Annotated in this window: 12 protein-coding genes, 1 tRNA gene and 1 pseudogene; 12 read left to right on the top strand and 2 right to left on the bottom strand. The window is 68.7% G+C overall.

Going from position 1 to position 14,869, the window contains the following annotated elements:
* Positions 1-6: 6 nt before the first annotated feature.
* Positions 7-168, bottom strand: a pseudogene (locus O7610_RS30910) (nitroreductase family protein); the annotation flags it as partial.
* Between the two features lie 347 nt (positions 169-515).
* Between O7610_RS30910 and O7610_RS16720 the strand changes: the two are divergent.
* The 12 genes from O7610_RS16720 to O7610_RS16665 all read left to right on the top strand — a co-directional run bounded on the left by O7610_RS16720 (position 516) and on the right by O7610_RS16665 (position 13,705).
* Positions 516-2,165 carry a peptidase S9 gene (locus O7610_RS16720; protein ID WP_289211337.1) on the top strand — a complete coding sequence of 550 codons (1,650 nt, stop codon included), beginning with the start codon at positions 516-518 and terminating at the stop codon, positions 2,163-2,165.
* A gap of 67 nt (positions 2,166-2,232) precedes the next feature.
* Entirely contained in the window at positions 2,233-3,120 is an 888-nt protein-coding gene (locus O7610_RS16715; RefSeq protein WP_281551677.1) for a class I SAM-dependent methyltransferase, read from the top strand.
* Between the two features lie 6 nt (positions 3,121-3,126).
* Positions 3,127-3,375 (top strand): hypothetical protein, encoded by a 249-nt coding sequence (locus tag O7610_RS16710; RefSeq protein ID WP_281551676.1) that lies wholly within the window; start codon positions 3,127-3,129, stop codon positions 3,373-3,375.
* A 26-nt stretch (positions 3,376-3,401) separates the two neighbouring features.
* A complete protein-coding gene (locus tag O7610_RS16705) occupies positions 3,402-5,264 on the top strand; it encodes an FG-GAP repeat domain-containing protein (RefSeq protein WP_281551675.1) in 1,863 nt (620 codons plus the stop codon).
* A gap of 2 nt (positions 5,265-5,266) precedes the next feature.
* Positions 5,267-6,706, top strand: coding sequence for an L-seryl-tRNA(Sec) selenium transferase (gene selA / locus O7610_RS16700; RefSeq protein WP_281551674.1), 1,440 nt, complete (start codon positions 5,267-5,269; stop codon positions 6,704-6,706).
* Positions 6,703-8,631, top strand: coding sequence for a SelB domain-containing protein (locus tag O7610_RS16695; protein WP_289211336.1), 1,929 nt, complete (start codon positions 6,703-6,705; stop codon positions 8,629-8,631). The genes selA and O7610_RS16695 overlap by 4 nt, the downstream gene beginning before the upstream one ends.
* Positions 8,631-9,668, top strand: coding sequence for a selenide, water dikinase SelD (gene selD, locus O7610_RS16690; protein ID WP_416567506.1), 1,038 nt, complete (start codon positions 8,631-8,633; stop codon positions 9,666-9,668). Before O7610_RS16695 ends, selD begins: the two co-directional genes overlap by 1 nt.
* Positions 9,669-9,706: 38 nt before the next feature.
* Positions 9,707-9,800 (top strand) — tRNA-Sec (locus O7610_RS16685).
* 155 nt (positions 9,801-9,955) lie between these two features.
* On the top strand, positions 9,956-10,399 hold the full coding sequence (locus O7610_RS16680) for a hypothetical protein (RefSeq protein WP_281551671.1): 444 nt from the start codon (positions 9,956-9,958) through the stop codon (positions 10,397-10,399).
* 163 nt (positions 10,400-10,562) lie between these two features.
* Positions 10,563-11,135: a nuclear transport factor 2 family protein gene (locus O7610_RS16675; RefSeq protein ID WP_281551670.1), complete on the top strand. Its 573-nt coding sequence runs from the start codon at positions 10,563-10,565 to the stop codon at positions 11,133-11,135.
* A gap of 49 nt (positions 11,136-11,184) precedes the next feature.
* Positions 11,185-12,672, top strand: coding sequence for a phosphatase PAP2 family protein (locus O7610_RS16670; RefSeq protein WP_281551669.1), 1,488 nt, complete (start codon positions 11,185-11,187; stop codon positions 12,670-12,672).
* Positions 12,673-12,772: 100 nt separating this feature from the next.
* On the top strand, positions 12,773-13,705 hold the full coding sequence (locus O7610_RS16665; RefSeq protein ID WP_281551668.1) for a hypothetical protein: 933 nt from the start codon (positions 12,773-12,775) through the stop codon (positions 13,703-13,705).
* A 103-nt stretch (positions 13,706-13,808) separates the two neighbouring features.
* Here the strand turns inward: O7610_RS16665 and O7610_RS16660 are convergent, their stop codons facing one another.
* Complete coding sequence (locus O7610_RS16660; protein WP_281551667.1) at positions 13,809-14,750, bottom strand: helix-turn-helix domain-containing protein; 942 nt, start codon at positions 14,748-14,750, stop codon at positions 13,809-13,811.
* Positions 14,751-14,869: the final 119 nt, after the last annotated feature.

The raw sequence follows: 14,869 nt of genomic DNA, 5'->3' as shown, positions 1-14,869 counted from the left end.
GAACCGCCACGGTTGCCGGTTCCCACTCGACGGGGTCCAGCGCGCGGCCTCGATCAGCCTTGCGAGTTGCGCGGTGTTCAGCGTCCCCGTGGTGAATCGCTGTGCGGAGTCGGCTGGCGCGAGGAGCGGGTGTAGCCCTGTCTGATCAGGTGGACTCGTGGGTGGCATGAGCAAGGCCTCCACCGGTGCTTTGATCTATCGCTTACTGGTTTATCGCAACAGCGGCAGGCAGTGATCTCCTCCGAAATCTTGCTAATCGATGAGCGCTGCCTTAGCGCAAGTTAGAAGAAGGTTGTCCCTGGGCCAAAGGGCTAGAAATTGACCGAGCGTCAGTCATGCTCGTGCCCATCAACCGAGAGGCAAGGAGATCAGCCGTGCCGCCACCCTCGGGTGCTCATCAACCAGACTGGCAGGCCGCTATCGAACCACGCGGCGAGGGCTTCCGGCTCCGTCGGGTAGCGTCAGATCCGGCTGGTTCCGGAGACGGTGCCATCTCGCCCGATGGTGCCTTCTTCGTGGCCTCATCGAAGCGGACCGGAACCGTCAACCTCTGGATATTCGACCTACATAGCGGCCGGTGGCATCAGGCCACCCGAGGAGCAGGTGATGACATCGAGGGGCAGTGGTCCCCCGACGGTCGGCGCATTGTCTTCACTTCTACCAGGGGCGGACACAAACAGATTTGGTGGTACGAAGTCGCCACCGGTCGCATTGAGCAACTGACGTTCGGCGATCATGAGGAAGAGTATCCTTCCTTCGCGCCGGACGGCCAGCGCATCTTGTACGTCGGTGGCCCCTGGGGGCGCCGGTATTTCTACATCGTGCCCGCCGGTGGCGGTGCTCCGCGTGTCGTGGACCGGCCACCGGGTAGGGCAGGTGCTGGTTCCTGGGCGCCGGACGGCCGTTGGCTGGTGTGCCATTCCTACGACGCGGGGGCCGGAGCGATCTTTCTGCAGGACTCAGCAGGCGCCGAAGAGATCCCGGTGACCGACGGGACAGCTTGGGACTACAAGCCCACCGTCTGTCCCACCCGGCAGGTCGTCGCGTTCTCCCGCAGCAACGAGGGCCGCTCGGTCATTTGGGTGCAGCGCCTCGGCGACGGATCCGGCCGTCCCCTGGTCACCACCGGAGCGGACGACCGGTGGCCGACGTGGACCGCCGATGGCCAGAGCCTGTTCTTCCACCGGCTCATCGACGATGGTCGCGCGATCGGCATGTGGAACCGTGCCACGGGCGAGGTGCAGGAGCTCGTCGGGGCGGACGAACGGCCGCGGTACGCGTCGTTCGACCCAGCGGCGCGCCGGATCGTCTACGCCAGCGAACGTACCGGACGATCCAACATCAAGATTTTGGACCTGTCCGACCATGTGGTGACGGCTCTGCCGGTGGGAGAGGCGTCCTTTCCCGCCTGGTCGCCCGCCGGCGAGCGGATCGCGTTCTGCTCGCGCCGCGGATTGGCGCACCGCTGGCAGATCAGCACGGTGGACGTGGCGACCGGTGAGGTCCACGACTGGACATCGGGGGTGGTCGGGCTACGCCGCCTGCATGGTCCGCTGAGCTGGTCACCCGATGGCGACCGGCTGCTGTTCAAGAGTGAAACCGAACCGTTCGCCGCGAACATCTACGAACTCGACCTGCGTACCGGCGGGGTCAGTGCGGTTACCGACGACTCATGGTGGGACGAGTCTGCGGCATACACGCCGGACGGCGCCGCGGTGGTCTTCATGTCGACCCGCGGCGGCGACTGGACCTGGGGCTTTTACCGCAAAGATCTGGCGACCGGCGAAATCGAGACGCTGGCGGGGCCGGACTACGTGGAACGGAACAATCCACGGCTCACCCGCGACGGCGTCCTGTTGTCGACGCTGGTGGCCGGCACCAGCGAGGAACTGTACGAGCAGTGTCCCGACGGTACGGGGCGGGTCGTCGCGGAGGCGGGTCAAGGTGTCCGCTATCCGGTGCCGTCGGCCGACGGCCGGATGGTGCTGTTCGCCCGCACCCATCGCACGGTGGAGTACTGGCTCGCCGAAAACGTCTGGGCGGCGGATTCACCGGTCGCGGACTTGGCGCGTCCGCTGGTCGCGCGGGCTGCGGGAGGTACGCCGATCAGTGAGCAGGCACCGCTGGGGCCGGTCCGAAGCCCGGTCGACACGCGACGCAGATGACGGATGTGAATCGCTCATCCGGTCGGGTGAGCTCCGGACGAACCGCCAACCAATCTGAGGAGTGCCTGTGGAGCCGCAACTACTGCGACCCGGCCCGCCCGCCGCGACGGCGCCGTCGGACGGCGCGGACAAGAACCACATCTATGACAGTGTTACCGCGCCGATCTGGCAGTTGGCCGTCTACCAGCCGGTGCATGCCGGCTGGGAGTTCACCAACGTCGGTGGGGCGGCGTTGCTCGACCAGATCACCGAACCGCTCCGACTCGGCGCCCGCCATCGGGTTCTCGAATGCTGCTCTGGAACGGGAGCGGTCAGTCGCTACCTGAATGTGCGTCGCGGTTGTGCGGTCACCGGCGTGGAGATCAACGAGAAACAACTCGATCACGCCCGCCGGCTCGCGACCGGAAACCCGGACCTGCGGTACGTGCTGGGCGACGTCGAGCGATGGCAGCCGGACGGTGCCTACGACCTCGTGCTGGCGATCGACTCGCTGAGTCTGCTCGCCGATCCGCAGGCGGTGATGCGGACCGCCCATCGGGCGTCGTACCCGCGTGGGGTGTTCGCGATGGCCGATACCGTCGCCGGTAGCAGCATGTCCGACGAGACCCGGGGACGGGCCTGGGATCTGGACGGCATGCGGCCGCTGCCGGGACCCACCGCCACGGTGCGGATGCTGCGGTCAGCCGGGTTCGACGACGTCGAACTGACCGACTGCACGGCGATGGCGGTCGAGTGCTTCGAGCGGATCGGCACAGCTCTGGTGCGGCGTGAGGACGAGATCTCCGCCCTCGTATCGGCTGATGAGCTGCGGCACTGGCGGGACTCCAGCGAGTTCTATCTGGCCGCGTATCGAAGCCGCCAGCTCACCTACTGGCGTGGCGTGGCCCGGCACAACGACCACCGCGGCACCGTGTCCGCGTCGCGGCGCCGCGCCCGAACGACCTACGGAGGGTAAGTAACGATGGTCTTCAAACGGGAGCCAGTGATCATTCAGGCCGGACTGCTGGCCGTGTTCAACCTCCTCGGCGCGTTCGGCCTCGTGAGCTGGTCGTGCACTCAGATCACGGCGGTCAACGCGGCGATCGCGGCCGTCCTCGGGGTGATTACCCGCCAGTTGGTGACCCCGCTGCACGACCCACGTGACGCCGCCGGCCGGCCGCTCAGCCGGCGTCCGGCGGGCCCGGGTGACGGCGAACGGACCGTGGCATGAATCCACGCCGTCTGACAGCACCGGCGATGGCTGCAACCCTGCTCGCCGTACTCGGCGGGCTGAGCGCCCGTCCGGTCGCCTCCGCCGCGGAACTCGCGGCGCTCGCCGCCCCCTTCGACTTCGTGGTGACCCCGCTGAACTCGGCGCCCCCGATGGCCCACGGTGACCGGACGGTCGCTCCGGAGCTGGCACATCTGCGGTCCTGGATATCCGCCGTCGGCGCCGCCGTCGGGCTGACCGACGCCGACGGCAACGGCCGTGCCGACGACACCTGCCTGGTCGATCCGCGCGACAATTCGGTACGGGTCGCCCCGGTGCGCGGCACCGGAGATCGTTTCGCCGCCGTGCGGCTCACTCCTCCCGGAAAACCCGACCCGGCGGTCGCGCCGATGGGCTGCGTCCCGACCGACCTCACCGGGGACGGAATGACGGACTTCCTTGTCTACTACTGGGGGCGTTCCCCAGTGCTGTTTGTCCGGGCGGGAGAGGGCTACCAGGGCAGGGACCTCGTCGAGCCGGCCCAGCACTGGAACACCACCGCGACCGTGATCGCCGACATCGACGGCGACGGCAACCTGGACGTCCTGGTCGGCAACTACTTTCCAGACGGTGCGCGGATCCTGGACAGGCGAGCCGACGACGACCAGCGGATCCAGATGCAGGCCGGGATGGCCCGGGCCGGCAACGCCGGAATCAACCGGTTGCTGCTGTCCCGCCCCGGCGGACCTGGCCGCCCGCCTGTGTTTGTCGACGCCAGCACGGCGTTGCCGGACCGGTCGGCACGATCCTGGACGCTCGCGTTCGGGCTGCAGGACCTTACCGGGGACCTGCTACCTGAGATCTACGTGGCCAACGACTTCGGCCCCGACGATCTGCTGGTCAATCGGTCTACTCCGGGACGTCCGGTGTTCGAACGGGTCGAGGGGCGCAGGGATGCCACCACGCCGAAGTCGAAGGTGCTCGGCCACGACTCGTTCAAAGGCATGGGCGTGGCGTTCACCTATCGCGGCGGGCAACCGCTGCCGACCGTTCTGGTCAGCAACATCACCACTGCCTGGGGGCTGCAGGAGAGCAACTTCGCGTTCGTGCCGGAGGGATCCGGCGAGGATCTGCTACAGGGGCGGGTCCCGTACCGTGATCGAAGCGAGCAACTCGGGCTTTCTCGCAGCGGTTGGGCCTGGGACATCAAGGCCGTTGATTTCGATGCGGACGGTGCGGACGAAATCCTGCAGGCGACTGGCTACCTGCAGGGCGACCGGTGGCGCTGGCCCGAGTTACAGGAACTTGCGATGGCCAACGACCAGGTGCTCGCCCACCCCTGGGCATGGCCTAACTTCCAGCCCGGCGACGACCTGTCCGGCCATCAGCACAACCCGCTGTGGACCTACGCCGCCGACCTTTCGCCGCCCCGCTACGTCGACCTCGCGCCACGGCTCGGGCTGGGCTCACCGTGGGTGAGCAGAGGCATCGCGATCGGCGACATCGATGGTGACGGCCGGCCGGACGCGGTGATCGCCAACCAGTGGCAGGACTCCGTCGTGCTGCTCAACCGGAGCCGTACGGCATGGCCGCACACCACCATTCGCCTGCTGCGGCCCGGTCCGCGCACCGGGGCGACACCGGCGATCGGAGCACAGGTGCGAGCCGTCACACCCGGTGGCGCGCAGTTGTATGCCGAGTTGCAGCCGAGCAACGGGCACGCGGGATCGTCCGCACCGGAGTTGTTCTTCGGCACGGGCAGCGGAGCTGACACGGCCTTCGCCCTGAAGTGGCGTACGTCCGGCGGTGTTCGCCGGGCCGCAGAGATCCGGTTGTCACCGGGCATTCACACCCTGCTCCTCGATGACGACGGCACGGTCCGGTCGATAGACGACGACAAGGGACGATGAACATGATCAAGACGACCGGCATCGCGACGACCACCATCGAACCGTTCGCCGACGCCGACGAGGCCGCCGCCAGCGCCGACGCTGACCCGGCGGCGGCCCGCCGCCGGATCATCCGTACCGATCGGGCCCTCACCGACCCGAGGCTGGCTGCGGCCGTCCGTCGGCACGGCCGCCCGGCGGTACGCCAGGCGCTGCGCGACGCGCAACAGGAGGCGCGGCGCGGCGCGATCTCCCCGGACCAGGTCGTCCGACACACCGCCGATCTCGTCGATCGGCGCGCCGAAGGCGTCCGTTCGGTGATCAACGCGACCGGGGTGCTGTTGCACACCAATCTCGGCCGTGCTGTGTTGTCCGCGCCGGCCCGCCGGGCGCTTGAACGGGCCGCGGGCTGCATCGACATCGAGTACGACCTCGAGAGCGGCCGGCGGGACCGACGCGGTAGGGCCGCGCTGGAGGCGTTGGCCGCGGCCGTACCGGCTGCCGGTGCGGTACACGTCGTGAACAACAACGCGGCCGCACTGATCCTGGCCTCGGCAGCCCTGGCCAGCGGTCGCGAGGTCGTCATCAGCCGTGGCGAGATGGTGGAGATCGGTGCGGGCTTCCGGCTGACCGATCTGGTCGCCGCCGCCGGTGCCCGGCTTGTCGAGGTCGGCACCACCAACCGCACCTCGCTGGCCGACTACGCGGCCGCGGTGTGGTCGGGGACCGGATTCATCCTCAAGGTTCACCCGTCCAACTACCGGATCGACGGCTTCACCTCCCAGGTCGATGTGGGCGCGTTGGCCGGGCTCGGCGCACCGGTGGTGGTCGACATCGGCTCCGGGTTGCTGGGGCCGGAGCAGGTGCTGCCGGACGAGCCGGATGCGGACACCGCGCTGCGCGCCGGCGCGGCCCTGGTGACGGCGAGCGGCGACAAGTTGCTCGGTGGCCCGCAGGCCGGCCTGTTGCTGGGCCATCGCGAGGTGATCGCCGAGCTGCGGCGCCATCCGATGGCCCGGGCGGTACGGGTCGACAAGCTGACCCTCGCCGCCTTGGAGGCCACCGTCCGCTGTCCACCCACCCCGACCCAGCAGGCACTGCGCACGACTGTCGACGAGCTGCGGGCCCGGGCCGAGACGATCGTCGGCCGACTCACCGCAGCCGATGTGCCGGCGGCCGTGACGGACACGACAGCCGCCATCGGGGGTGGTGGAGCGCCGGGGGTACGGCTGCCGAGCTGCGCGATCAGCGTGCCACAGCACCTGTCCCGGCCGCTGCGGCGACAGCCGATCGCGGTCGTCGGCCGGGTACGCGACGGCCGACTGCTGCTCGACATGCGTTCTGTGCCAGCGGAGCTGGACGAAGTCGTGACGGCGGCGGTACTGCGGGCGGCCACGTCACCCGCTGGCCAGTCGCCGGACGAACCAGGCCGGCCCACACCCATGGCGGTCGAGCGGCGATGAGCCACGTCGTCGCCACTGCCGGTCACGTCAACCACGGCAAGTCCAGCCTGCTCCGGGCACTGACCACAATGTCGACCGACCGCCGACCGGTCGAGCGCGATACGGGTCGGACCGTGGACCTGGGGCACGTCTGGACCCACCTCGACGACGGTCGGGAGGTCAGCTTCGTCGACGTGCCGGGACACCGGCGATTCCTCGCGAACACCTTGGCCGGGGTGGGTACCAGTCCGGTCGTCATGTTTGTGGTGGCCGCCGACGAGGGCTGGCAGCCACAGTCGTCCGAGCACCTGGCGGTGCTTGCCGCGTTGAACGTGCGGTACGGCGTTTTGGTCACGACCAAGTGCGATCGCGCGACACCGCAGTGGGCGCAGGCGGACGCGGGTCGGCGGTTGGCCGCCGCAGGCCTGCCGAACTGGCCGGCGGTGGCGGTGAGCGCTCGCACCGGTGCCGGCTTGGCCGCCCTGCGGGAGGTGCTGACCAAGGTGCTGCGGCAGGTGCCGCAGCCGGACCGGGCAGCTCCGGTCCGGCTGTGGCTGGATCGGACGTTCACGGCGGCGGGCACCGGCACTGTGGTGACTGGCACCTTGCCGGCCGGGACGGTGCGGGTCGGGGACCGGATGAAGCTGGGGCCTGACCGTCGACCGGTGGTGATCCGGGAGGTACAACGGTGCGGCAGCGCGGTGCAGGCGGCACACGGCGTCAGCCGCGTGGGTCTGGCGCTGCGCGGGCTGCCGGCCGGCGTCGCCACCCGAGGCTGGGCGCTGGTAAGTCCAGGGCACTGTTGGATGTCCACCTGTGTGGACGGGTGGCTCGACCGGCCCGGCGGCGTGGACGGCCCGGCGCCTGAGCAGGTGGACCGCCCGCTCGGTGGTCGGCCGCGCCGGCGACACCTGCCGGCGTCGCTGCGGCTGCACCTGGGTAGCGCTGTCACGATCGCCCGGGTCCGGGTGCTCGACTCTGACGGCGAGTCGCTGGCCGTCCGACTCGACCTCGATCAGCGAATGCCGTTGCTGGTTGGTGACCAGGCGGTCCTGGTCGACCCGGGGGCGGCCGGTGAACGGATCGTCGGACAGCTGACCGTCGTCGACGTCGATCCACCGCCGTTGGGTAGGCGGGGTGCCGCCGCCGCTCGCGCCTCGGCGCTGCGGGACGTGACGACGGTGCCCCGCGACACCTGGCCGCTACGGCTGCGGAAACTGATCACCGTGGCGCAGTCACGGGCCATGACGGGGGCAGCGCCGCCGACCGACGCCCTGAGCGTCGGTGGCTGGCTGCTCGATCGGGCGCACCGGGACCGCCTGCACGCCAGGCTGGTACAGCTGGTAAGCGGTGCCGGCCGGGACGGACCCGCCGAACAACCGGTTCCTACCGGGCGCGTCCACCACCCGGCCGACCGGGATGGCTCGATGCCGGTGCCCGGTGTGCCGGCCGGCCAGGCCAGATCAGTGCTCGGGCTGCCCGATTCCCGGCTGCTCGGACTGCTGCTGGCACCCGGGTTGGCCCTCGCCGGAGATCTGGTCGTCCCAGCAGACCAGCAGCGGCGGATGTCCCCACGGGTGGCGACCGCGCTGGACCGGCTGCGTGCCGCACTGAGCAAAGGATCCGGCTTCGAAGCTCCCGACGCCGACGGGCTTCGGCGGCTCGGATTCGACCCATCGGTGCTGGCGGCGGCCCGCCGTACCGGTCAGGTGCTGGTGCTGGGGCCCGCCGTGGTGCTGCCGGTCGAGGCGGAACGGGCCGCCGTCGAGGTCCTTGCCCGACTCGCGCAGCCATTCACGGTCGCGCAGGCCCGCGTCGCCCTGGGTACCACGCGTAGAGTGGCCGTGCCGCTACTGGAACATCTGGATCATCGCGGTTGGACGGTCCGATGCGCGGACGGGGGCGCCCGACGGCTGAGTCCGAGAGCGAAGACAGGAGTCGAATGATGCCCGGGTCCACCCCGCAAGCCGACCCGCCGATCGGGCCGATCCGGCTCACCCAGTATTCACGTGGTGGCGGCTGCGCCTGCAAGATCCCGGCCGGCGAGCTGGAACGGCTGGTCGCAGACCTCACATTGACGCCCTCCGGGCAGCCGCTCGTACCCGCCGGCCGGTTGCTCGTCGGTCTGGACACCGGCGACGACGCCGCCGTGATCGAGGGCCCCGGAGGTACCGCGTTGATCAGCACGGCCGACTTCTTCGGTCCGGTTGTCGACGACGCCTACGACTGGGGGCGGATCGCGGCGGCGAACGCGTTGTCCGATGTATACGCGATGGGTGGGCGGCCGGTTCTCGCGATCAACCTGCTCGGCTGGCCTCGCGAGCGGCTGCCGATGGAGTTGGCCCGGGCGGTACTCCAGGGCGGTGCCGATGTCGCGGCTCAGGCCGGATGCGCTGTGGCCGGCGGGCACAGCATCGACGACCCGGAGCCCCGCTACGGCATGGCGGTGACCGGACTGGCTGACCCCGGCCGGCTGCTGCGTAACGATCAGGGCTCGGCCGGCCTGCCACTGAGTCTGACCAAACCGCTCGGCGTCGGGGTGCTCAACGCCCGGCACAAGGCGACCGGTGAGCGCTTTCCACACGCGATCGCCGAGATGGTGCGGCTCAACCGGGACGCAGCCGAATCAGCGGTCCGGGCGGGCGTGCGGTGCGCCACCGACGTCACCGGTTTCGGACTGCTCGGCCATCTGGTCAAGCTGGCTCGGGCGAGCAGAGTGGGCGCCGTCATCGACGCGTCAGCGGTGCCCTACCTGGCGGGCGCCCGGCAGGCGGTGCGGGACGGCTATGTGTCCGGCGGCACCCGACGCAACCTGGAATGGGTACGTCCGTGGGTCGATTTCGCCGGGGTTGACGAGGAGACCGCGTTGCTGCTGGCCGACGCGCAGACTTCCGGTGGTCTGCTTGTCGCCGGTGAGGTCCCGGGCGCACCGGTGATCGGCGAACTGGTGCCATCGGGAGGCACCTTGGTAAAGATCCGCTGACCCCACACCAATCTCACCAGTCACGGGATCCGTCCCGGGGAGGTGTACGGGCGCCTGGTGACGCTCCGCGGTCTTCAAAACCGATGTGACCGGGTATCCCGGTCAGGCGGGTTCGATTCCCGTCCACCTCCGCTATCGTACGCAACCGTAGAGAGGGCGCACGCTTTTTCGTTGCATAGAAATGATCTCAGGTTCGCCGCCTGAGGAGGACATCAAATGCAACGAACTTCATTGGCCGATCGGGTCGAACGGCGGCCCTGGTCGCAGCCCGGTCGATGTGGCTGGCCATGGACGTGACGAGCCTGGTCGCCTCGGCCGCAGCTGTCATCACCGCGTTGCTCAGCTACCTGGGCGGGCGCCAGATGGCTCATCTGGCGCATCGACGTGAGGTCGCGCGGCTCGCCCGACTTGTCCGCAACGACACCGCCGCCGCCGAGCAGGCCGCAGCCCAGGCCGATGAACGGGCCCGGGGTGCGGTGCTGGCCGAGCGCAACGAGCTGCTGGCGAGGTGGCGGGTGACGTTGGACGAGGCGCGAGAGGAACGCCGCCGGCTCGTCGAGGAGCATCGTGTTGAGACCGCGCGACTACGGCAGGAACACCGCGACGAGCTGGCCGGGTACCGGGAGAGCGCCCAGGCGGTCATCGCGGATCTGCGCGTACAGAATCGCGCACTGCGTGATCAGCTCAACGCCGAATACGCGAGACGCTACGGCCGGACGACGCACGACTGAGGTGGGCCGCAATCGCAAGAGTAGAGAAGAACGGCCCGGTCCCTGGCAATGAAAATAGAGGCAGCCGGGTGATGCGGATCCGAAACAACGACCCGCGACCGGTGGACGCAGTGAACGCTGTGCCGGTAGACGACCGTGCACACCAAGAAAGGACAACCCGCACATGACAGAGATCCAGGATTTCGGACGGCAGCTCGGGGGATTCCTCGGGGGTGTCTTCGGTAACGCGGCAGGTGGCGCCGGTTCGATCTTCCAGCCGGACCCGCAGGCCGAGATCGAGGTGCGCAAGCTCCTCGCCGACCTGCAGAAGGCGTTCGCCGAAGGGGACATCGAGACGATCCTGGCCAGCCTCGCCGACGACTTCACCACCTACGAACTGGGTGCCACCGACGGCTCTCCGTTGGAGATCACCGACCCGGGCGTGATGCGTGAGTACCTGACCACGCTCTTCCCCAGTGCGGGCGAGACCCAGAACAAGTCGATCAGCGCCACCCGGGTGGTGGCCACCGCGAACATGGGTTTCACCCTGGAGGGTGGAGACGTCGTGATCGCCCGCGCCGACGGGACCTTCGAGCACCAGCCACTCAACGCGACCGCGGTGGCGGTGCGTACCGCCGATGGCTGGAAGTGGCTGCACTGGCACATGTCCGAGGCGGGGTCCCGGTTCCGGGTGAACGCCAACGGCGTCCGTGTCGACCTGGCCACCGGAGCTCCGTTGCCCGGACCGACTGACTGAGCCCAGCTCCCCGGCCATCGCCGGCTGTCCGTCCAGGAGGACATTCACCATGGACCAGAACGTCGTCGGGCAGCAGGCCCCGACGGTCGAACACAACAACAACGGTGAGGAGAACACCTACCCGAACTATGTGGCGTGCTTCCATAAGGGCCTGCCGCACGACGACGATGGCGAGGTCGACCCGAACGCGTACCGCCAACTGCTGCGGGCGCTAGCCAGTCGGTCGCCGGAGAGCTTCGAGCGCGTCCCGATGGGCACCGTGGATGGCGTACGGCTGACAAACCCCCTCGCCGGGCTGGCCCGGCACGCCTCCGGCACGCCCAGCGATCGGTTCAGGCTCCGACCGGCACCCCGGTTGGACGGTGCCGAGCATTCTGCGGAAATGGTGGAACTGTACTGGATGGCGCTTTGTCGCGACGTGCCTTTCGCCGAGTTCGGCTCGGACCCGACGGTGGCTGAGGCTGCGGCTGAGCTCGGCGCGCTCAGCGACTACCGGGCTCCCCGCTCGGACGGATCGGTCACCGCGGCCACCGTCTTCCGTGGCGACACCCCGGGCGACCTGGCCGGGCCGTACCTGTCTCAGTTCCTGCTGCGTGATCTGCAGTTCGGCACGTTCCGTACGCAGCAGCGTCAGGACACGGTGCGTCCCGGCCAGGACTACATGACAACCTGGAACACCTGGTTGAAGATCCAACGCGGATTCAGCCGAGGCCTCGGGCCGCAGGACCGGGATCGCAACCGCACGCGGTATCTCGCAACCCCCCGCGACCTGGCCCACTACGTGCACTTCGACGCCACCCAGAGCCCATTTCAGCCATACCTTCACGCGGCGCTGATCCTGCAGGACCTGGACATGCCGCTGGACGCCAACCTGCCGTACCAGTGGTCGATCAACCAGCTCGGGTTCGGGACCTTCGGTTGGCCGCATCTGTACGACCTGGTGACCGGATCGACCGCCCGCGCGTTGCGGACCGTATGGTTCCAGAAGTGGTGGGTCCACCGGCGGCTGCGTCCCGAAGCGTCTGCCGGGTTGGTACACAAGCACCTCTCCGGGCGTCGCCGATACGACTTCCTCCACCATGAGGTGCTCGAATCGGAGGCGGCCCGGCGCAGCTTCGCTCGCAACGGAAGCTACCTGCTACCGCAGGCATATCCGGAGGGTTCGCCCACCCATCCGTCGTACGGTGCCGGACACGCGGCGGTGGCCGGTGCCGGCGCGACGCTGCTGAAGGCGTGGTTCGACGAGACCGCGGTGATTCCGAATCCGGTCGAGGTGAGCCCGGACGGCACCACCCTGATTCCCTACCTGGGCTCGGATGCCGCACGGATGACCGTCGGCGGGGAGCTCGACAAGCTCGCGGCGAATATCGCGATCGGTCGCAACATTGCCGGTGTGCACTACCGCAGCGACTACGCCGCCTCGCTCGAACTCGGCGAACAGGTCGCCATCGACATGTTGCGTAGTCAGCGGGGGTGGTTCGAGGAGAACTATTCGCTGACCCTGACTCGATTCAACGGGCAGTCCGTGACCATCTGACCGGATTGCCGCGGGTGTCCCGCCGGCGGGCTGACCACAGCCACCGGCGGGACACCCCCCTGTCCGCGAGACATCTGATCGACCTCCGAGGAGAAGCGCCATGCCGACCTATCCACCTGTCGGAGTCGAGCCCGCACCGACTCCGGCCGTGACGTCGACCGTCGCCGACCGACGCACTCCGGCGCTGCGCCGGTTCGCGGTCTCCATCACGGTCCTCACCGTGGCGGGGCACTGGTTCCTGGGATTCGAACAGGCACCGATCGTTCCGCTCGTCGTGGTCGGCTACGCGTACCTGTTGGACCTCGCGTTCGAGTGGTCGACCTCGTGGGCGCAGCGTCGGCGTCCGGGATTCGCGGGAGGCTGGCGTCGTCTGGTCGACCATCTGCTGCCCACCCACATCAGCGCGCTCGCCTGCGCGATGTTGCTGTACGCGAACTCGTCGCCATGGCCGTACCTGTTCGCGATCACCGCGGCGGTGTCCAGCCGCTACCTGATCCGGATTCGAATCGACGGACGGCACCGGCACGTGCTGAACCCGTCGAACGCCGGCATCACACTGACCCTGCTGCTGTTCTCCTGGGTGAGTATCGCGCCGCCGTACCAGTTCACCGCGGACATCGGAGGGGCGCTCGACTGGCTGGTGCCGGCGGCTGTGCTAATGGCGGGCACGGTGATCAACGCAAAGTTGACCGGTCGGATGCCGCTGATCGTCGGTTGGCTCGCCGGGTTCGCCGGGCAGGCCGTGGCGCGATGGCTCCTCGCCGATCACGCGTTGCCGGCGGCCTTGATGCCGATGTCCGGCCTGGCGTTCATTCTGTTCACCAACTACATGATCACCGATCCGGGCACGACACCGCACCGGCCCGTCAACCAGGTCCTGTTCGGAGTGACGACCGCGATGGTCTACGGCTTGCTCGTTCTGTCACACGTGTCGTACGGGCTGTTCCTGGCGCTGACCATCGTGTGTGTGATGCGGGGGGCGTTGTTGGCCGGCTTGGGCCTGCGACGACGGGTGCCGGTGGTCCGCCCCTAGGTCTCGACCGACCATCGGGGATGGTAGCTGCCAGCGTCATCGGGGCAGGGCAGGCTCGCACCGAGCCGGCCCTGCCCCGTGTCCTCGGATCGTCGTACGCGGCTCAGGCCGGGGTGCCGGCGCTCGCACAGCCGGTCGAGCACCCGCCGGCGTCTACGCTGCCCGGTGCCGCCCGGTCCAGGACGAGCCGGAGCAGCGCGGGGGTCAACTCCACGGGCGGATCGATCGGCCGCGGCCGTCTCAGGGCGATCTGAAAGGCCCGAACCGAGCCGCCGTCTCTAATCACAATCGGACTCCCGGACAGCCCGATGAAGTCTGCGGGTACCGCCGGCCGGGCTAGCACGTCGGTCAGCCGCGCGCCAGGGTGGAAGCCCAGCGCCACCGCCTGATAGGTGCCGTCGGGCATCGGCGCGATCCGGGTGAGGCGGTTCGTCCGCAGCACGCTGTATCCGACGGGTGTGTCAGCGTCAGTTTCGGCGTCGGATCGGAACATGGCCAGCACCGCGCAACCGCCCTCTGCCGGGCCGCCGGTCACCGTGCCGACCGGGCCAGGGGCGGTGAGCCCGTTGTCGAGGTGGGTGACGAGATCGATGAGCCGGACTCTGCCGAACGAGGCGAGGGCCACCCGGAAGCGGCGCGGCGACATACCAGTGAGTTTGCTGAATTGACCGATGAAGGTGCCAAGGCTGGAATATCCCACCTCGATGCAGATCTCGGTTACGCTCAGGTCCGTTGTCAACAGCAGCCGCCGAGCCTCGGCCATTCTGAGTGCGGCCAGGAAACGGGCCGGAGTAGTGGACGTCAGGTAACGAAAAACGCGGTGGAAATGAAATGGGCTCAGTAGCGCGGCCTGGGCGATGTCGGATAGGCGCTGCGGCTCGGAGAGGTTCTCGGTCATGTACGCGACGGCGCGTGCGACCGAATCGATCCGGGCGCTGTCGGTTGGGCTGCCGAGGCAAGCTGTCACGGCGGTGCATGCGGCGATTTGAGTGCAGCCCATGCAATTTGCTCCCTGTTTTACCGACGAGACCGTGGCGATTGTCATGAATGTGCCTCCTCTTTTTCCGGGCAGGGCCTGGGCGATGGCGTGGTTGCTCGTTTCATCGCCTGCTCTGCGTCCGGACCTGGCCACCGGTCGCCTCATGGTTGAGGTCGGGGCGAGGG

The organism is Solwaraspora sp. WMMA2065 (assembly GCF_030345075.1).
Classification (GTDB): Bacteria; Actinomycetota; Actinomycetes; order Mycobacteriales; family Micromonosporaceae; genus Micromonospora_E.
Note: the sequence above shows the minus strand (reverse complement) of the source record. Positions and strands in the feature narration are given on the sequence as shown.

Coding starts and splice junctions, on each gene's coding strand:
- O7610_RS16710 (WP_281551676.1), top strand. CDS start 3,127: ATGGTCTTCAAACGGGAGCCAGTGATCATTCAGGCCGGACTGCTGGCC.
- O7610_RS16705 (WP_281551675.1), top strand. CDS start 3,402: ATGGCTGCAACCCTGCTCGCCGTACTCGGCGGGCTGAGCGCCCGTCCG.
- selA (WP_281551674.1), top strand. CDS start 5,267: ATGATCAAGACGACCGGCATCGCGACGACCACCATCGAACCGTTCGCC.
- O7610_RS16695 (WP_289211336.1), top strand. CDS start 6,703: ATGAGCCACGTCGTCGCCACTGCCGGTCACGTCAACCACGGCAAGTCC.
- selD (WP_416567506.1), top strand. CDS start 8,631: ATGCCCGGGTCCACCCCGCAAGCCGACCCGCCGATCGGGCCGATCCGG.
- O7610_RS16680 (WP_281551671.1), top strand. CDS start 9,956: ATGGACGTGACGAGCCTGGTCGCCTCGGCCGCAGCTGTCATCACCGCG.
- O7610_RS16675 (WP_281551670.1), top strand. CDS start 10,563: ATGACAGAGATCCAGGATTTCGGACGGCAGCTCGGGGGATTCCTCGGG.
- O7610_RS16670 (WP_281551669.1), top strand. CDS start 11,185: ATGGACCAGAACGTCGTCGGGCAGCAGGCCCCGACGGTCGAACACAAC.
- O7610_RS16665 (WP_281551668.1), top strand. CDS start 12,773: ATGCCGACCTATCCACCTGTCGGAGTCGAGCCCGCACCGACTCCGGCC.
- O7610_RS16660 (WP_281551667.1), bottom strand. CDS start 14,750: ATGACAATCGCCACGGTCTCGTCGGTAAAACAGGGAGCAAATTGCATG.